This window comes from Pseudoleptotrichia goodfellowii (assembly GCF_007990505.1).
In the GTDB taxonomy this organism is placed as follows: Bacteria; Fusobacteriota; Fusobacteriia; order Fusobacteriales; family Leptotrichiaceae; genus Pseudoleptotrichia; species Pseudoleptotrichia goodfellowii.
On record NZ_AP019822.1, the window covers coordinates 993,181 to 1,010,400 of the forward strand.

20 protein-coding genes are annotated in these 17,220 nt (G+C 31.0%); 17 read left to right on the forward strand and 3 right to left on the reverse strand.

Annotated elements, in window-relative coordinates; genetic code table 11:
* Positions 1–22 precede the first annotated feature (22 nt).
* From nikA to FVE72_RS05015, 6 genes are read left to right on the forward strand one after another with little or no spacing between them, the layout of a single operon-like run.
* Positions 23–1,201, forward strand: coding sequence for a nickel ABC transporter substrate-binding protein (gene nikA, locus FVE72_RS04995; RefSeq protein ID WP_373920380.1), 1,179 nt, complete (start codon positions 23–25; stop codon positions 1,199–1,201).
* Complete coding sequence (locus FVE72_RS11640) at positions 1,150–1,653, forward strand: ABC transporter substrate-binding protein (protein WP_373920381.1); 504 nt, start codon at positions 1,150–1,152, stop codon at positions 1,651–1,653. The genes nikA and FVE72_RS11640 overlap by 52 nt, the downstream gene beginning before the upstream one ends.
* 12 nt (positions 1,654–1,665) lie before the next feature.
* Positions 1,666–2,613 (forward strand): ABC transporter permease, encoded by a 948-nt coding sequence (locus tag FVE72_RS05000; protein ID WP_036056090.1) that lies wholly within the window; start codon positions 1,666–1,668, stop codon positions 2,611–2,613.
* A gap of 9 nt (positions 2,614–2,622) precedes the next feature.
* Complete coding sequence (locus tag FVE72_RS05005; RefSeq protein WP_026737498.1) at positions 2,623–3,435, forward strand: ABC transporter permease; 813 nt, start codon at positions 2,623–2,625, stop codon at positions 3,433–3,435.
* On the forward strand, positions 3,423–4,214 hold the full coding sequence (locus FVE72_RS05010) for an ATP-binding cassette domain-containing protein (RefSeq protein WP_026737499.1): 792 nt from the start codon (positions 3,423–3,425) through the stop codon (positions 4,212–4,214). The genes FVE72_RS05005 and FVE72_RS05010 overlap by 13 nt, the downstream gene beginning before the upstream one ends.
* Entirely contained in the window at positions 4,211–4,984 is a 774-nt protein-coding gene (locus FVE72_RS05015; protein ID WP_026737500.1) for an ABC transporter ATP-binding protein, read from the forward strand. The genes FVE72_RS05010 and FVE72_RS05015 overlap by 4 nt, the downstream gene beginning before the upstream one ends.
* Before the next feature lie 95 nt (positions 4,985–5,079).
* Here the strand turns inward: FVE72_RS05015 and FVE72_RS05020 are convergent, their stop codons facing one another.
* Complete coding sequence (locus FVE72_RS05020) at positions 5,080–5,622, reverse strand: GNAT family N-acetyltransferase (RefSeq protein ID WP_051411750.1); 543 nt, start codon at positions 5,620–5,622, stop codon at positions 5,080–5,082.
* A 118-nt stretch (positions 5,623–5,740) separates the two neighbouring features.
* Here FVE72_RS05020 and FVE72_RS05025 point away from each other — a divergent pair, with 118 nt between their 5' ends.
* The 5 genes from FVE72_RS05025 to FVE72_RS05045 all read left to right on the forward strand — a co-directional run bounded on the left by FVE72_RS05025 (position 5,741) and on the right by FVE72_RS05045 (position 9,603).
* Entirely contained in the window at positions 5,741–6,943 is a 1,203-nt protein-coding gene (locus FVE72_RS05025; protein ID WP_026737501.1) for a M20 metallopeptidase family protein, read from the forward strand.
* 140 nt (positions 6,944–7,083) lie between these two features.
* Complete coding sequence (locus FVE72_RS05030; RefSeq protein ID WP_026737502.1) at positions 7,084–7,395, forward strand: hypothetical protein; 312 nt, start codon at positions 7,084–7,086, stop codon at positions 7,393–7,395.
* 25 nt (positions 7,396–7,420) lie between these two features.
* A complete protein-coding gene (gene rlmD / locus FVE72_RS05035; RefSeq protein ID WP_026737503.1) occupies positions 7,421–8,821 on the forward strand; it encodes a 23S rRNA (uracil(1939)-C(5))-methyltransferase RlmD in 1,401 nt (466 codons plus the stop codon).
* A 106-nt stretch (positions 8,822–8,927) separates the two neighbouring features.
* Positions 8,928–9,158: a hypothetical protein gene (locus FVE72_RS05040; protein ID WP_006807349.1), complete on the forward strand. Its 231-nt coding sequence runs from the start codon at positions 8,928–8,930 to the stop codon at positions 9,156–9,158.
* On the forward strand, positions 9,148–9,603 hold the full coding sequence (locus FVE72_RS05045) for a hypothetical protein (RefSeq protein ID WP_006807319.1): 456 nt from the start codon (positions 9,148–9,150) through the stop codon (positions 9,601–9,603). The genes FVE72_RS05040 and FVE72_RS05045 overlap by 11 nt, the downstream gene beginning before the upstream one ends.
* Before the next feature lie 111 nt (positions 9,604–9,714).
* Here the strand turns inward: FVE72_RS05045 and FVE72_RS05050 are convergent, their stop codons facing one another.
* A complete protein-coding gene (locus tag FVE72_RS05050) occupies positions 9,715–10,281 on the reverse strand; it encodes a YiiX/YebB-like N1pC/P60 family cysteine hydrolase (protein ID WP_006807307.1) in 567 nt (188 codons plus the stop codon).
* 145 nt (positions 10,282–10,426) lie between these two features.
* On the opposite strand from FVE72_RS05050, the gene FVE72_RS05055 reads away from it, so the two are divergent.
* From FVE72_RS05055 to FVE72_RS05070, 4 genes are all read left to right on the forward strand, one after another.
* Positions 10,427–12,601 carry a peptidase U32 family protein gene (locus FVE72_RS05055; protein ID WP_026737504.1) on the forward strand — a complete coding sequence of 725 codons (2,175 nt, stop codon included), beginning with the start codon at positions 10,427–10,429 and terminating at the stop codon, positions 12,599–12,601.
* 36 nt (positions 12,602–12,637) lie between these two features.
* Positions 12,638–13,726, forward strand: a complete 1,089-nt coding sequence (locus tag FVE72_RS05060; protein WP_026737505.1) for an O-antigen ligase family protein — start codon at positions 12,638–12,640, stop codon at positions 13,724–13,726.
* Positions 13,727–14,229: 503 nt separating this feature from the next.
* Entirely contained in the window at positions 14,230–14,625 is a 396-nt protein-coding gene (locus tag FVE72_RS05065; RefSeq protein ID WP_232049503.1) for an Abi family protein, read from the forward strand.
* A complete protein-coding gene (locus tag FVE72_RS05070; protein ID WP_026737507.1) occupies positions 14,613–15,047 on the forward strand; it encodes an Abi family protein in 435 nt (144 codons plus the stop codon). The genes FVE72_RS05065 and FVE72_RS05070 overlap by 13 nt, the downstream gene beginning before the upstream one ends.
* 77 nt (positions 15,048–15,124) lie before the next feature.
* Here the strand turns inward: FVE72_RS05070 and FVE72_RS05075 are convergent, their stop codons facing one another.
* Positions 15,125–15,487, reverse strand: a complete 363-nt coding sequence (locus FVE72_RS05075; RefSeq protein WP_026737508.1) for a DUF4870 domain-containing protein — start codon at positions 15,485–15,487, stop codon at positions 15,125–15,127.
* A 131-nt stretch (positions 15,488–15,618) separates the two neighbouring features.
* Here FVE72_RS05075 and holA point away from each other — a divergent pair, with 131 nt between their 5' ends.
* A complete protein-coding gene (gene holA / locus FVE72_RS05080) occupies positions 15,619–16,602 on the forward strand; it encodes a DNA polymerase III subunit delta (protein ID WP_026737509.1) in 984 nt (327 codons plus the stop codon).
* A gap of 188 nt (positions 16,603–16,790) precedes the next feature.
* The gene (gene rpsT / locus FVE72_RS05085; protein WP_026737510.1) at positions 16,791–17,057 is read left to right on the forward strand and encodes a 30S ribosomal protein S20; all 267 of its coding nucleotides are present in this window, start codon (positions 16,791–16,793) and stop codon (positions 17,055–17,057) included.
* Positions 17,058–17,220 lie beyond the last annotated feature (163 nt).

Sequence of the window (17,220 nt, forward strand, 5' to 3'; positions counted from 1 at the left end):
AAACAAAAAGGAGAAAAACTTAATGAAAAAATTTTTGAAACAGATCGGTATTTTACTGATGACGGAAATAATCTTAGGTTGTCAATCAAAGCCTAACAGCGATTCCAAAGAAGGACAGAAAGCAAATAAAGAAAATAAAGTTACACTTGCGTTTAATCAGGATCCTGTAGGAAATCTGAATCCGCATGAATATTTGCCGAGTCAGTTTATCACTCAGGATATGGTGTATGACGGACTGGTTTCATACGGAGAAAACGGAGAAATTAAGCCTATGTTGGCAGAATCATGGACAATTTCCGAAGACGGAAAAACTTATACTTTTAAATTAAGACCTAATGTTAAGTTTTCAGACGGTTCGGCTTTTGATGCCAAAAATGTTGTAAAAAACTTTGATACAATTTTTTCTAAAGAAAATAAATCTAAGCATTCATGGTTTGCATTTACTAATCATTTAAAATCATACAGAGCGGTAGATGATCTGACTTTTGAAATAGTGTTGGACACACCTTATACTGCGACTTTATATGATTTAGCAATGATAAGACCTATTCGTTTCCTTGGAGATGCAGGATTTCCTGAAGGCGGAGATACTATGAAAGGTATAAAAGCTCCTATAGGAACAGGTGCATGGGTATTGAAAGAACATAAAAACAATGAATATGCAGTTTTCGTGAGAAATGAATATTACTGGGGAGAAAAACCTGCAGCTTCGGAAATAATTATAAAAAATATTCCTGACAGTGAAACATTGGCATTGCAATTTGAATCGGGAGATATTGATTTGATTTACGGAAACGGACTTATCAGTCTTGACAGATTCAATTCTTACAGACAGGATAACGGAAAATACACTACTGCTACATCAAACCCTATGTCTACAAGAATGTTGCTTATGAATACAACAAGCTCTATATTGGGAGATCTTAATGTAAGAAAAGCGTTAAATCACGCAGTGGATAAAGAAAGTATTGCAAAAAATATATTTGACGGTATAGAAAAACCTGCAGATACTATTTTTGCTCCTAATGTTCCTCATACAAATGTAAAATTGGAAAAATATGGATATGATTTAGCAAAAGCTGAAGCAATGCTGGATAAAGCAGGATGGAAAAAAGGAGCTGACGGTATCAGAGAGAAAAACGGTAAAAAATGGTACTTTCATTCCCTTATATTTCTTCAAAAGTTACTGATAAAAGTATAGGAGAGTATATTCAGGGAGAATGGAAAAAAATCGGTATACAGGTTGAATTAAAAGCTATGGAAGAAAAAGCTTACTGGCAAAATGCGACTGCAAAAAATTACGATATAATGTCCGATTTCTCTTGGGGAGCACCTTGGGATCCTCATGCGTTCCTGACTGCAATGGCTGATAATTCGGCAAGTAATACAAATCCTGATTACGCAGCACAATTAGGATTACCGATGAAAGCACAATTGGATAAAACAATAAAAGCGTTGCTGGTAGAGCCTAACGAACAAAAATTAAATGAAATGTATACATATGTATTGACTACTTTACATGAACAGGCAGTATACATTCCTATAAGTTATCAGGCTATGTTGAGTGTTTACAGAACAGGAGAACTTGAAGGAGTTAAATTTATGCCTGAGGAAAACAGAATTCCTGCATGGTCAGTGAAAAAGGTAAAATAATCTTATTGTAAAATAAAAGGACGATTTTATGATAAAAAAATAATATCATTATTTTCAATTTTTGCGGTAATTTCTCTGATAACGTTTTTTCTTGTGAAATTATCGCCGGGAGATCCCGTTGAAAATTATCTGAGAGCTTCTCACGTGAGTATAACTGCAGAAACACTGGCATCTACGAGAAAAGCATTAGGTCTTGATAAACCCGTCCCGGTTCAGTATATGAACTGGGTGGGAAATCTGTTGAAAGGTGATTTCGGAGTATCTTATTCAAAAAAAGTTCCCGTTATCGACTTGGTAAGCGAAGCAATAGTTCCGACTTTTCAGTTGGGATTATTTTCGTTTTTGATATTGCTTTTGACAGCTCCGATATTGGGTATTATAAGTGCGGTAAATAAAAACAGTTTTATCGATTATATTGTACAGGCATTATCATATACAGGAGTATCGGTTCCGACATTTTGGCTCGGATATATATTGATTATAATATTTGCAGTTTCATTGAAAATCCTTCCTGTTTCGGGAAGAGGAGGACTCGAAAATCTTATATTGCCGTGTATAACCCTTGTAACACCGCTAGTAGCACAAACAACATTTTTAATAAGAAAAAGTATACTCGAACAAATGGAAAAACCTCATGTGGAAAATGCAGTTATTAGGGGAGTTTCAAGAAAAAAAGTAATTATAAATCATTTGCTCAGAAATGCGGCAATTCCTATTGTAACGGTTTTAAGCTCGAATATCATGTTTTTGTTGACAGGAAGTGTATTAATCGAGGAAATTTTTTCATGGCCCGGGATAGGAAAATTGTTTGCAACGGCAGTAAGAACCGGAGATTTTCCGCTTATTCAAATAATGCTGCTTTTCTTCGGAGTAATGTCGGTAATTGTAAACGAGATTACTCAAATTATGATAAAATATATAGATCCGAAATTAAGATTAAAAGAAAAAACGGGAATGTAAAGGAGTATTATGAAAAAAAGTAAATTATTTTATTTTTCGTGCACATTATTGGTAATATTGATTTTTATAGCAATTTTTGCTCCGCTGATAGCACCTTATGATCCTTTATATACCGATATTTCTCAGAAGTTGCAGCTTCCGAGTAAAATTCATATTTTAGGAACGGATCACATGGGAAGGGATGTTTTTTCAAGGTTGGTTTACGGAACAAGACTTTCGCTCACAATATCAGGAATTATAACAGTTTTGACTTTGTGTGTAAGTTTTCCTGTAGGAATCGCAGCAGGCTGGTTCGGTGGTGCGTGGGATAAATTGTTTTTGTGGTTTATCAATGTATTAATGGCATTTCCGAGTTTTCTTCTTTCGATGGCACTTGTAGGGATTTTGGGTCAGGGAGTAGGAAATATTATAATTGCTGTAACAGTAATTGAATGGATTTACTATGCGAGAATTTTGAGAAATATGGTTTTGAGCATTAAGCAGCAGGAATATGTTCAGGCGGCACGTGCTATAGGAGCACCGTCTTTCTATATAATAAGAAAGCATATTTTGCCTTTTGTTTTCAAGCCTATTTTGATAGCTGCTCTGATGAATATCAGAAATATCATTTTGATGATTTCGAGATTTTCTTTTTTAGGAATAGGAGTACAGCCCAATATTGCCGAATGGGGAATGATGTTAAACGATGCAAAACCTTATTTCAGAAGAATACCGGGACTCGTACTGTATCCGGGAATGGCTATATTTATTACGGTTCTTGCTTTTAATCTGTTAGGCGAAACTTTTGACGGAAAAGGAATAAAAAAATTATGGAAAGATTAATTATAAATTCTTTAAAAACTGAAATTGATAAAACCGAAATTTTAAAAGGGATTTCATTTAAGCTGAATAAAGGGGAAACGCTTATTATTATCGGAGAAAGCGGTTCGGGAAAAACTATGCTTTCGAGACTTTTAATAGGAATGAAACCTGAAAATGCGATTATTAGAGGAAATATATATTTTGATGATAAAGATCTGCTTTCAATGATAGAAAAAGAAAGAAGTAATTACAGAGGAAAAAGAATTGCTTATATCGCACAGAATCCCATGGCTATATTTAATGATTTTCAGAGTATTGAATCTCATGCAGTAGAGCTTTTTCAAAGTCAGCTGAATTTTTCAAAAAAAGAATGTCAAGAGAAAATGATTTCAGGAATGAAAGAGTTGAATCTTCCCAATTCGGAAGAAATAATGAAAAAATATTCTTTTCAGTTAAGCGGAGGAATGCTTCAAAGAGTAATGTTTGCAATGATGATGCAACTGCAGCCCGAACTTTTAATAGCTGATGAGCCTACTTCTGCTCTTGACTATTACAATAGTGAAAAAGTAGCTGAAATGCTTAAAAAATTTCAGTCAAAGAATACAGCACTTATAGTTATTACTCACGATTATGATCTTGCGGAAAAATTAGGCGGAAAAGTAATGATTATGAGAAACGGAGAAATAGTGGAAGAAGGAATTACTTCCGAAATGCTTAAAAATCCTGAAAGTAATTACGGTAAAGAACTGTTACTAAGAAAAACTCACACGAGATATAAAAAAAGAAGTGATAATGTATGACAAAATTAATGATAAATAATGTAAATAAATATTATAATAAAAAATTGATTTTATCCAATATCAATTTATCAGTTTCCGAAAGGGAATGTGTAGGAATAATGGGAGAAAGCGGTTCGGGAAAAAGTACTCTCGCCAAGCTTATTGTGGGATTGGAGCCTTTAGACGAGGGAGATATGATTCTCGACGGAATATCATATAAATCACTTTCCAAAAAAGAAATGAAGAAAATATACAGAAAAGTTCAAATGGTGTTTCAAAATGCTTTAGGTGCTGTAAATCCGAGATTTACAATAGAGGAAATATTGCTTGAGCCTTTGAGAATACATTATAAAAAAACGCTTTCATACGAAGAAATAAAAAAGCGTGCAACGGATTTGCTCGAAAAAGTAGGACTTCGTGCCGAATTTTTGTCACGTAAAGCTACTGAATTAAGCGGCGGTCAGCTGCAAAGAGTTTGCATTGCCAGAGCGTTGATACTGGAGCCTGAAATTATCGTGTTTGACGAGTCGGTCAGCGGACTTAATCCTGTTGTTCAGCAACAAATACTCGAATTACTTGCAGAGTTGAGAGAAACGATGAATTTGACGTATGTATTTATTTCTCATGATTTTGAAGCATGTTATTATTTGTGTGATAAAGTTGTCATAATGGAAAGCGGAGAAATAAAAGATGTTATTTCCGATTTGGATTCTCCGATTGTAATAAATAATGAACGCGTGAAAAAAATAGTGGGAAAATCTTTAAATCATATTGAATACATTGAGAAATAATTTAATCAAAAAACTCCCGTTAAAAATTTTAAAGAGAGTTATCAGTTATTACCCGTATTTTTCAGTCCTTTACGAATTTTGAAAATACGGGAATTTTATTTATATCTTACAAATTTGACTTTCCTGCTTATATATTTTCCGAATTCTTTTTTATAAACAGAATGATATTCGTCAAAAATAATATCCGAATTATAAGTCATAATCTCCATTTCTGTACCGAAAAAGTTTATAATAAAAGGCATTTCCTTCATTCCGTTTTTTAAATAGAAATTTTTTCTTTTTTTCCGTTCTTCTATGTTGGGAGCATCGGTGTCGGTATTTTCTATTTCGAGAAACAGTTTTTTGTCGGCATAACGCTCTTTTAAAAGTTGGAGAGCTTTTGAGCCTATCCCTCCTCCTCTTTGTGTACTCGAAACTGCAAAATATGCGAGTAAAACAAGATCGTTGTGTATAGCTGCGATAGCAAGTCCTGCAAACTCTCCTGTACTGTTTTTTATTGAAAGGATTTCCGTTGTTCCTCTCCATTGCTTTAACAGTATAAAAGGAAAAGGCTTTCTTTCATTTTTAGGAAAGGCTTTTAAGTAAAGTTTGTATATATTCATTAAATGTTTCGGTTTTTTTGTTTTTATCAGTTTCATGGAAAGTCCTTTCAAAATATTTTTTATTGCTTTATTTATTAAATTTATTTATAATAAATTATAACATTTTGAATTATTTAATTCAATTATAAAAATATCCGCAAAAAGAGGTGTAGAAATGAATTCAAAAGAAATAAACGATTTTATAAAGCAAAATACGGAAAAAATATACGATGAAATAGTGAAAATAAGAAGAAAAATACATATGAATCCCGAGTTGGGAGATGAAGAATTTGAAACAGGTAAGACAATAAAAGATTTTTTGAAAGAAAACGGAATCGAATATGAAGAAGTTATAAATACGGGAGTCGTGGCTACAATATATAACGGAGAGGGAAAAACTGTGGCGACAAGAGCTGATATTGATGCACTTCCGATTTTTGAAGAAAATGATGTGGAATACAAATCAAAAATAGACGGAAAAATGCACGCTTGCGGTCATGACGGACATACTTCCGTACAGTTGGGAGTTGCAAAGATACTTGCAGATAATAAAGATAAATGGAAAGGAACAGTTAGATTTTTCTTTCAGCCGGCAGAAGAAACAAACGGGGGTGCCGATCGGATGATAAAAGCGGGAGCATTGAAATTTAAAAGAGATGAAAACAGGAAAATAGATGCATTTTTTGCTCTGCATATGGCTCCTGAAATCGAAACGGGAAAAATAGGAATAAAATATGGCAAGGCTCATGCGACTTCGGCAATGTTCCGATTAACGATAAACGGAGTTTCGGCTCATGCGGCTCAGCCTCAAAAGGGAGTAGATGCCATATTGATAGGGGCTAAAGTTCTGGAATTTCTACAGTCGATAGTAAGCAGAAGAATAGATCCGAGAGAAGAAGCGGTGATTACAGTGGGCTCTTTTAAAGGAGGAGAAGCGGAAAATGTCGTTTGCGATAAAGTCGATATGCTCGGAACGATAAGGACAATGTCTAAGGAAATAAGAACATTTATAATCGAAACAATAAAAAAAGATTTGTCTAAGTTTGTAGAAAGTCTGGGTGGGAAAGCCGATATTAGAATAAGAGAAGGCTACGCTCCTGTTATTAATAATGAGGAAATTACAAAAAAAGTCGAGCAGAATATAGTCGATTTATACGGAAAAGACAGCCTTGAAATTATAAAAGAAGCAAGAATGGATGTAGAGGATGTAAGTTATTTTTTAAATGAAATAAACGGATGTTTTTTCAGATTAGGTACGAGAAATGAAGAAAAAGGCTTGATTTATGACCTGCATCATCCGAAATTCAATATAGACGAGGAAAGTCTTAAAATAGGAATAGGATTGCAGCTGAAGAATATATTGGAATTTTTAAAATAAAAAAGATTAAAGAAAGTAGGAATTATTATTCTAAATTTGATGAGGAAAAATATTATGAAAATGAATTATTTAAATATAATACTGAAAGCATATCGGAAAGAATAGCTATATGGGATGAAGTTGAATATTCGATAGATACTTTGGATAGTTCTTACAGAGGTACAAATGCAAGAGACAATGCTTTTATTGTAATCTGGTATGAAAAAAGCGGGATAAGCGTTCCTTTTATGCAATGCACATCTGAATATCCTAAGCAGTCATTTTTCAGGAAAATTTTCGGATTGTCGGAAGAATTAAGAATAGACAGTTATAATGTTGAAATAGGAACAGGAGAAAAAATATATAGAAAAGTTGTAAATACTAAAGAAGAAATAAAGAATCTTTTTAAAAATTTTTACGAAACAGGAAATATTCCTGATATTTCAGATTGGGAAGATACAGGTATTCTTTAGAAAACTATAATTATAAGAGGTAGAAATGGATATAAGTGAAAAAAAATATAAAACAGGACAGAAACTTGAAATAGAAATAGAAAAAATAGTATTCGGTGGAGAAGGATTGGGACGGATAGACGGATTTACCATATTTGTTCCGATGAGTGTTCCCGGCGATGTTTTGGAAATTGAAATAATCTCGGTAAAAAAATCTTATGCTAGAGGACTCATCACAAAGATAATAAAACCGGGAAAAAACAGAATAGATGACATTTCAAAAGTCAGTTTTGAGGATTTTGACGGTTGTGATTTCGGGATGCTCAAATATGAAAAACAACTGGAATATAAAAATGAAATGCTGAAAGAGGTTTTAGAGAAAATCGGCGAAATAAATATTGAAAATATTGAGCTTGAAAGTATTATCGGAAGTGATATAAAGACCAATTACAGAAACAAAACTGCAGAGCCTGTTTTTAAAAAAGACGGAAAAATTATGACAGGATTTTATTCAAAAAAATCTCATGATACATTTTCGGCAAGTGAAAGCCTTTTAAAATCAAAAATTGCCGAAGATATAATAAATAAATTTTTGAAAGAGATAAACAGCTTTTCAGGTACCAAAAATGAATTTAAAGTTTATAATGAAATAACAAATACAGGATTTCTTAAGCATGTGATTGTAAGAAATAATGAAAAAAATGAAGTTATGCTTATAATTACTGTAAGCAAAAAGTCTCAATATAAACAGCTTGTAAAGGTTTTGGAAAAGTTATATGAAGAAAATGAGTCGCTGAAATCTGTTTATATATCGGTAAAAAAAGAAGCAAATAATGTTATTTTAGGAGAAGAAACAAGGCATTTATTAGGAAATGAGTATTTGGAAGAAGAGATTGAAGAAATCAGATTTAAGATTTATCCCGATTCGTTTTTCCAGATAAATAAATCTCAGGCAATAAAACTTTATGACAAAGCTATAGAATTTTTGGGAGAAAGTGTACATAAAACTGTAATTGACGCATTTTCGGGAACAGGTACAATAGCGATGGCTTTATCGTCTAAAGTCAAAAAAGCGATAGGGATAGAAAGCGTGGAAAGTTCTGTAATTGCTGCAAATCAGACTGCCGAAGAAAATAATATAAAAAATGTTGAATTTATTAAAGGAAAAGTTGAGAGAGTATTACCTGATGTGCTTAAAAAAGAAGGAAACAGTGTCGAAGCGATAATTTTCGATCCGCCGAGAAGAGGAATAGATGAGAAAGCCTTAAAAAGTTCAGCTAAAAATAAAATACCGAAAATAGTCTATATTTCGTGTAATCCTTCGACCTTTGCGAGAGACTGCAAGCTTTTGATGGAAAACGGGTACACACTGAAAAAAGTGTCGGCTGTGGATATGTTCCCGCAAGTAAATCACATTGAGATTGTGGGGTTGTTGGAAAGAAAATAGAAAATGTACTAAAAATAAAGGTGTGTATTGATTTTTTGAACTTTTTTGTTGATTTTTGAAATAATTATGATATAATGTTAACATAAAATTAGTTAGGAGGTCTATTATGGATATTTTATATAGAAAACATATGAATTTGTATGGAAGTTCATTTTTAAAAGAATATACAAGAGTTTCAAAATTAACAGAAGAATTAAATAAAAAAATAGGGCTTCCTATTTATAAAGTTACTATTGATGTTTTAAATTCAGAATTAAAGGTTGAAAATCGTTTTTCAGGAAAGAAAAAAATGAAATTCAGTCATTCCATGAAAGGTAATTTGAATTATGTCAGATAATGAAAATCAATTGGAAAATATAAAGATTGAAAATAAAGAGACTGAAATGGTGGAAAGATTGAGAGATGTTCCAAAAATATTGTCTCAACTAAACGGGACTGTAGAAAGAGAGTTTTCCGGACCTCTTCCGTTAGAAGTATTACAAAATTTATCTCAAGAAAATAAAGATAAATTGGTAAATAATTTTATAAATCAGGAAACAAAAGAACATGAAGCAAATATGAAAGTATTAGAGTTAATCGGTGATAAAAACAATAAAGACTTTAGTTTAAAAAGATTAAGTTTAATAATAGGAATTCCGGGATTCCTTATTTTAACAGGGATATGTTTATTTTCGGGAAATAAAGATGTTTTACTTGAAATTTTGAAAATAACATTTGCATTTTTAGGAGGAACAGGATTCGGATATTATATAAAAAGAGATAAAGATTCAGAAAGAAGTTAAAAAGTTTGATATAATCACATTCATTAAGTTGATTGTGATTTTTTATAATAAATTAAATCCATATTTTCAAAGTCGATAAAGAAGGAGTATGAGGGAGTGATAGCCCCCTCATTACTCCAATATCACATTTTCCAGCAGCGGTGACCTCATAATGTCAAAAGGCATTACCCAACCACCGTTATTTGAATCCAAATCGACATTTCTTCCGACTTTTTTTCCCGCTTTTTTAAATACGAGATAAACGAACTGTGAACAATAAAGCCTTTTATCAAAGTTTTTGTGGAAAGTCAAACCGTAAGGTTTATTTACAGTTTTATTTATTTCTTCAAATAAAGCATTTTTATAATCATCATCTATTCCTTTTAATCTGAATACAGAAATTTGTCTATCAATCTTTTGCCACACAAATAAAGGGCTTTCGCTGTAGCCGGCAGAATAAGAAGGAAATTCGACTATTTTCTTTTCTTCGTTTAAAACTGCCACATGTCCCCACATTGAACGGATGGTGTTTCTTTTGGATAAAATAAGTATATCTCCGGGCTGCAGCTGATCCGATTTAGCGATTACTTCTTTTGCAGAGTACCATTTGTATGCCGGATCGATAGATTTACAGGAGATCAGAAATAAAACAGGTATTAAAAGTAAGACAATTTTTTTAATAATTCGGTTAAGATTCATATAGATTCAGTTCCTTTCGCTGTTTGATATTCATATTATATAAAAAAGAAATGAAATAGTCCAGTTAAAAATTTTAGTTGCCAAAAATTACTAAAGTTTGTATAATTATATACAAATATAAAGTATAGAACGGAGAGAAAATATAATGAATATAGTCGCACCGGCAGGTAACTATGAAAAATTGGAAGCGGCAATAAAAGCGGGAGCAAATGAAGTTTATTTCGGGCTTAAAGGATTCGGGGCCAGAAGAAACAATGAAAATCTGAGTATAAAAGAAATTCTTGACGGAATAGATTATGCCCATTCGAGAGGGATAAGAACACTGATAGCATTAAATACTGTTATGAAAGATGTAGAAATAGATGCAGCATACAAATACATAAGTAAAATTTATGAACACGGACTTGATGCGGTAATAGTGCAGGATTTGGGATTTATGAGTTTTCTGAAAGAAAATTTTCCGAAACTTGCTTTACACGGAAGTACTCAAATGACAGTGGCAAATCATGTAGAAGCAAATAAACTTAAGGAATTGGGGCTGAGTCGTGTAGTTCTCGCAAGAGAGATGTCTTTTGAAGAAATAAAAAGTATAAGGGAAAAAACTGATATAGAGCTTGAAATATTTGTATCGGGATCGCTTTGTATCTCTTATTCGGGAAACTGTTATATAAGCAGCTTTATCGGAGGGAGAAGCGGAAATAGAGGACTTTGTGCTTATTCGTGCAGAAAAAAGTTTGAAGATGAAGAAGGCAATAAAGCGTATTTTCTGAGTCCTAACGATCAGTTATTGCAAACAGAAGAAATAAACAAGCTGAAAGATATAGGAATAAATGCAATAAAAGTTGAAGGACGTAAAAAATCAAGCGAATATGTGTACGAAACAGTAAGCTATTATGATAATATACTGAAAGGAAAGCCTAGACCTACTGAAAGCTACAAGCTGTTTAACAGAGGTTATTCTAAAGGTTATTTTTACTTGGATAATAAACTTATGAATTTTAAATATTCTTCAAATTTCGGGTATTTTTTAGGGGCAAGAATAGAAAACAGCAATAATTTCAGGATTGATGACGAGCTTATATTAGGGGACGGCATTCAATTTGTAGACAGTGATTTTGAAAAAATTTCAGGAGAATATGTAAATAAACTTATTGTAAACGGGAAAAAAGTTCAAAAAGCCGACAAAGATGATATTGTTTCTGTAGGAAAACTGCCTGACAAAACAAAGTATATTTATAAAAATTATTCCAAAGAAATCAATGACAGAATAATACATAATATAAAAGTGTCCAAAAGATTTGCTTCCATAGATGGAGAACTGTTTGCGGAAAAAGGACAGGAAATTATGTTGAAATTTTCTATTTACAATCTTAAAGATGAAAAAATAGAAGTTTTAAAAAAAGGAAATGTTATAGAACAGGACGCTAAAAAAGAAATTACAAAAGAGCAGATAGCTGAAAAGTTGGGAGAACTGGGAGATACAACGTTTGAACTGAACAGTTTGAAAATAAATTATGACGGAAAATCTTTCATACCTTTCAGTGAACTGAAATCATTAAAAAGAGAATGTGTGTCGGAGCTTCAGGAAAAACTTGTAAACTCTTACAGGAAAAAGCTTGAGGAAAAAAAGGTAAAGACTTTTAAAGGAAAATGCAATACCGAACCCATTTTTTCGGCTCTTGTTTCCAATGAAGAGCAGGAAAAAGCCTGTCGTGAGGCGGGAATAGAAAAAATCTATCATAAGCAGTATGACGTCGCCAAAGAAAAAAATCTTCATAAAACCGATAAAATAAAAACAGACTCAAATTTAGCTTCAAACCTTTATCAAGTAGCCATGGGAGAAAAGAATAATATAAATGGACAATCTTCGGACTGGAATTTAAACGTGTTTAATAATTATACTCTGGATTTATTTTCACAATTTCCCAATTTGGAAACAGTGTTTTTATCGCCTGAGTTGAATTATAAGCAGCTGAAAATGATAAAATCGGATAAAGTCAAAATAGGAATGATAATATACGGATATTTAAAGGGAATGTATATTGAGCATAAGATATTTGATAAAGAGTACAAGGAATTACAGGGAGAATTTTATGATAAGTATAAAATATTGAAAAATGACCTGGATAACATAGAATTGTACTTGGATAAGCCTATGAATCTTATTCCGAAACTTGATCAAATAAAAGAATTTAATTTTGATGAATTAAGATTGGACTTTACTTTTGAAACAGCTGAAGAAGTAAAGAAAATTATAAAAAGTCTGCAGACTAAAAAGGGGAATTACAATCCTTATTCATTTGAACGCGGAGTATTTTAATTCTTTGAAAAATTTATAAAAATGAAAAGAGGGTTTATGGAAATTATAAAGAACAGGAATTATATTGAGAAAATGTATATGCTTTTGGGCGGAGCCATTTTTACTCACTATGTTCTGGTAATAGTACTTTGTATACTGCTGTTGAAAGATATTTTTGTTACAGGAGAATACAAGAAAATATTAAAAGATAAATCTCTTGTTATAGTAGAAGCGGTTTTGGGGCTTTCCATAATAACTTCCTTATTTTATAAAAATTATTACGGGTTGATCGCCATACCGATGTTGCTGTGTATTATGGTAGGAAGATACTATACAAGAATTGTAAGCGATGATTTTAAAAATTATAATCTTGAATTAATGGCAAAATTTTCAGGAACAGCATTTTTTATTTCTTTGATTGAATGTCTTATTACAAAAGACAGAGCAGGATATTTTTCCTATTTGAATCCTAACTATTTGGGAAATATAATGGTGATGGCTGCTGTTGTAAATCTCTATTTGGCTCTTAAAAAGAGAACAAAACTTAACTTTTTAATATTTATACTTAATTTTATGACTATTGTAATGTCAGGTTCAAGGTCGGCCCTTGCTGCAGCAATAATAGGAATATTTGTTCTGCTTTATTATTTTCTTGAAAAAAAAGCCTTTTTTATCTGTGTTTTGTTTTTAATCAGTTATATTGCGGGAGTTTATTGCGATTTTCTTCCGTTTTTGAGGGAAGACAGTATTTCAAAATATTACGGTTTGAGAAAAGATATATTGAAAATGGCGTTGCGGGCCTTTAAGAGTAATATACTGTTCGGACACGGGAATTTTTATTATTTCAAATATACGAAGTTTTATCCTCATTCACATAATGCCGTAACCGAACTGCTTATAAGCTACGGATTAATCGGAACGGTAGCACTTATGACGGTATGGTTAAAATATATATATGATATTTTTAAAGACGATAAGAGTAATGTTTTGAAAATATCCATACTTTTAGGCGTTGTAGCTCATAATCTTACTGATTTTCCCATATTTTGGATACAGACGGTACTGTTATTTATAATGATACTTTCCTGTTGGGAAAATAAAGATGAAGTGAAAAAGTTGAGATTTCACAGTCGGAATATAAAATAGTCATGAGGACTAGCTGTCCTCATAATTCTTGCTAACGATTTCAGATTTTAGATGCTCAAAAATGCTCGTTCGCTAAGTTTATGAGGACTAGCTGTCCTCATACTCCTGCTGACAACCCCAAATTTTACATACTTAAAAATGCCCGTTCGCTATGAAAACAAAAAGGATGTTTTCATAACGCTCACTAACACATTTTTTACATTGTAAAATTTGAAGGTTGGAGGGTAAAAATATAAAGATAAAAAAATAGCTATTATTCCAAAGAATAATAGCCTGGTAAGACTTCCGTAGAAACTTACCTCGCTCACTATAAAATTATTATACTATATTTTTTTATAAAATGCAATAAAAAAGGGGAGAAATATGAGTGAAAAAGTATCAAAAACATACGAAGAACAGTTAAATATTTTGAAAAGTAGAAATTTGAAAATATTGAATGAAAGAAAAGCAAAAAAATTTTATCAATAGAAAGTTACTATGCTTTAATAAATGGATATAAAGATATATTTTTAGAAAGTTTTAAATCGGAAATTTATCAAGAGAATGTGTATTTCGAAAATATATTTATGTTATTTAATTTTGATAGAGAATTGAGGATGATTTTATTAAAATATATTCTAATTGTAGAAAGAACAATTAAAACAAAAATATCATATCATTTTTCAATGAAATATGATGATAAATACTTGAATGCTAATAACTTTGATTATAATAATAGAAGAAAAAGTTTGCAAATACTAAGATTAATTTATAATATGTCTAAAGTGAAAAGAATATATTCTGAAGTTAATTCTTCTATATACCATTATCAGAAAATACATGATAAAATTCCTTTGTGGGTATTGGTAGAAAAGTTAAATTTCGGTATTATATCTCATTTTTTCTATTGCTTGATTTAAAGGATCAAAATGCAATAGTAAAAGAAATATTTGAAGACTATAAAGAAGAATATAATTATAATAAAAAGTCAATCCTTAATCCTGCGGAAACATCGGAAATTTTATTTTTTATTTGTAATTTCAGAAATAAATGTGCTCATGATGAAAGAATATATCAGCACAAACATAAATTTACATCGGGTAAATCTCCAAATCCTTTTATTTTCAAAGATAAAAATATAAAATTCAATAATGATGTTTTTGCTTTAATTGTATCGTTGAAAATATTTTTAATAAAAGAAAATTATATTGAAATGATTAATAAAATAAATGAATTAATAAGTAAATTGCCTGCATTATTACCTAATCATTATAAAAAAATATTAAATAAAATGGGTTTTTCTAATGATTGGGAGAATATTATGTTAGAAATTATTAAATAGAAAATTAGATATAAAAAGAATTAAGATAATAAAAAGAGGCTTGGAATAAAATTCTTTGCCTCTTTTAATTTATAGTCTTAATCTACAAATAATAATTCACTGACTTTTTTAATATAAGGAATTTCAAATTCCTGTCCTAAAAATGATTTTATTATAGCGATAATTTGAACAATCGAAAGTACAAATGTAATAATTACAAATGCTGCATTTCCTATAAAAATAAATACATTTAAAAAAACAGATACAAACAACAACATACCTAAAGCAAGTGTCTGTTTAGCATAAGTTCTTACAAACTGATTTTTAGTTTCTAAAATCAGTGCAAGAAGTGATATTAAAAATCCCAACCCCGGTAAAAAGAAACTCAGATTTATAAGAGCTGCCGCTGCATTTGCTCTCAACCCTCCTATTGAAGCCTGTTCTTTAATATTTGAACTCATAAATACCTCCTTGTAACAATGTTTATTATTTACTCAAAGATTTTAACATAAAAAAATTGAAAAATCAAATTGAAATTAGCGGCTAAAAAGGTTATACTAAGATATAAAATTAAAAAGTCGGAAGGAAATCAATGATTTATTTTATAGGCGGAACGAAACATAGAGAATTTAGGTATTTTGATTTACTTGAAAAAATAAGGAAAGAAAATCCGGGAATTTCGGAAAGCTTTTTTGATGTAGACATTAAGGAAGAAGAGAAATTTTTGGAAAAAGTCAGTTTTAATTCTATTTTTTCAACAGAAGAATTAATCGTATTAAGACGGGCAGAAAAATTGAAGGACTTGGAAAAAACCTTAGACTACATTGCAAATCTTGATATAGTCGGAAAAGAAATAATAATAGATTATTTTAAAGAAGACGGAAAAACAGGAGTAAAACTTTCAAAAAAGTTGGAAGAATTAAAGAAAAACGGGAAATTGGAAGTTTATTTATTTCCTAAAGAAGATGATGGAGAGATAAAGAAGTATATTAAAAAGGAACTGGGAATTTCCGAGAAAGATACGGCAATGCTCTTGGAAATGATTGGAAACGATCCTTTTAAAGTGAAAAACGAAGTCGAGAAAATAAAAATATATTTAAACGGCGACTCTTTTAATATGCAGGAAATGAAAAAGATAGTGTCTGTCGAGAAAGAATACAGAATTTACGAAACAGTCGATAAAATATTGAATAACAAAGCAGCAGAAGTAATAGATTATCTCGAAAAAACTAAGGAGTACATGGGTGTACTTTATTCGCTGTATGGAGAACTGGAAGTTATGTATAAACTAAGCTGTTTAAGGAGTTCCGGTATGAAATTCAGCAGTAATTATGCGGTATTTAAAAATGAATTTGAAGGAATAAAGGAGATTTTTAAAACGAATAATAGACTTCCCAATCCTTATGTGATATTTATGAAATTTCCGAAATTAAAAAATTATACGGCAAAAAATCTGAGAAGGCTTGTTTTCAGATGCTGGGAAGTTGAAAAGGATATAAAAACCGGGAAAATAGAAATGGAATCGGGTATAGAAACTTTAATAATGGAAACAGCCGATTTATACGTGAAAAAATAAAAACTCTGTAAATCAGAAAAATTAGGTATTAAAAGGGAGTTTAAGAAAAGTTTTTTTGCAAATAACATTAAATCACTTGATTTTTATTGTAAAAAATGGTAATATACTTTGGTAATTTTGCATATACTAAGTTATAGAGCAATATTCATAAATATAATAGAAAGAATGATATTTGGAAGGAGGAAAGAATGGCACATTCAAAATCATCTAAAAAAAGAATTTTCATCGGTGAAAGAAATGCAAGCAGAAATCAGGCTATAAAAAGCAGAGTTAAAACATTCGTAAAAAAAGTTCTTTCAGCTGTTGAGGCTAAAAATGTCGACGAAGCTAAAACAGCATTACAGGTTGCTTATAAAGAATTAGATAAAGCTGTAACTAAAGGAGTTCTTAAGAAAAATACAGCATCGAGAAAAAAATCAAGACTTGCATTAAAAGTTAATTCATTGGCAAGCTAATTGTCATTGGTTAATTTTAAAAAAATTTTTTTAAAATTATAAAGGCATAATCAGAGTGATTGTGCCTTTTTGTTTGCAAAAAGTAAGATATAATGCTATAATAATTTTATAAAAATGAAACGGTACATATTAAGGTGACAAAAGAACAACTCTATAGTAGTTG

What these genes read in the sequence shown, in the direction of transcription:
- rlmD (WP_026737503.1), top strand. Translation starts at nt 7,421, where the DNA reads ATGGATATAAGTGAAAAAAAATATAAAACAGGACAGAAACTTGAAATA.
- FVE72_RS05015 (WP_026737500.1), top strand. Translation starts at nt 4,211, where the DNA reads ATGACAAAATTAATGATAAATAATGTAAATAAATATTATAATAAAAAA.
- nikA (WP_373920380.1), top strand. Translation starts at nt 23, where the DNA reads ATGAAAAAATTTTTGAAACAGATCGGTATTTTACTGATGACGGAAATA.
- FVE72_RS05020 (WP_051411750.1), bottom strand. Translation starts at nt 5,622, where the DNA reads ATGAAACTGATAAAAACAAAAAAACCGAAACATTTAATGAATATATAC.
- FVE72_RS05040 (WP_006807349.1), top strand. Translation starts at nt 8,928, where the DNA reads ATGGATATTTTATATAGAAAACATATGAATTTGTATGGAAGTTCATTT.
- FVE72_RS05005 (WP_026737498.1), top strand. Translation starts at nt 2,623, where the DNA reads ATGAAAAAAAGTAAATTATTTTATTTTTCGTGCACATTATTGGTAATA.
- FVE72_RS05045 (WP_006807319.1), top strand. Translation starts at nt 9,148, where the DNA reads ATGTCAGATAATGAAAATCAATTGGAAAATATAAAGATTGAAAATAAA.
- FVE72_RS05060 (WP_026737505.1), top strand. Translation starts at nt 12,638, where the DNA reads ATGGAAATTATAAAGAACAGGAATTATATTGAGAAAATGTATATGCTT.
- FVE72_RS05050 (WP_006807307.1), bottom strand. Translation starts at nt 10,281, where the DNA reads ATGAATCTTAACCGAATTATTAAAAAAATTGTCTTACTTTTAATACCT.
- FVE72_RS05010 (WP_026737499.1), top strand. Translation starts at nt 3,423, where the DNA reads ATGGAAAGATTAATTATAAATTCTTTAAAAACTGAAATTGATAAAACC.
- FVE72_RS05075 (WP_026737508.1), bottom strand. Translation starts at nt 15,487, where the DNA reads ATGAGTTCAAATATTAAAGAACAGGCTTCAATAGGAGGGTTGAGAGCA.
- FVE72_RS05025 (WP_026737501.1), top strand. Translation starts at nt 5,741, where the DNA reads ATGAATTCAAAAGAAATAAACGATTTTATAAAGCAAAATACGGAAAAA.
- FVE72_RS05055 (WP_026737504.1), top strand. Translation starts at nt 10,427, where the DNA reads ATGAATATAGTCGCACCGGCAGGTAACTATGAAAAATTGGAAGCGGCA.
- holA (WP_026737509.1), top strand. Translation starts at nt 15,619, where the DNA reads ATGATTTATTTTATAGGCGGAACGAAACATAGAGAATTTAGGTATTTT.
- rpsT (WP_026737510.1), top strand. Translation starts at nt 16,791, where the DNA reads ATGGCACATTCAAAATCATCTAAAAAAAGAATTTTCATCGGTGAAAGA.
- FVE72_RS11640 (WP_373920381.1), top strand. Translation starts at nt 1,150, where the DNA reads ATGGTACTTTCATTCCCTTATATTTCTTCAAAAGTTACTGATAAAAGT.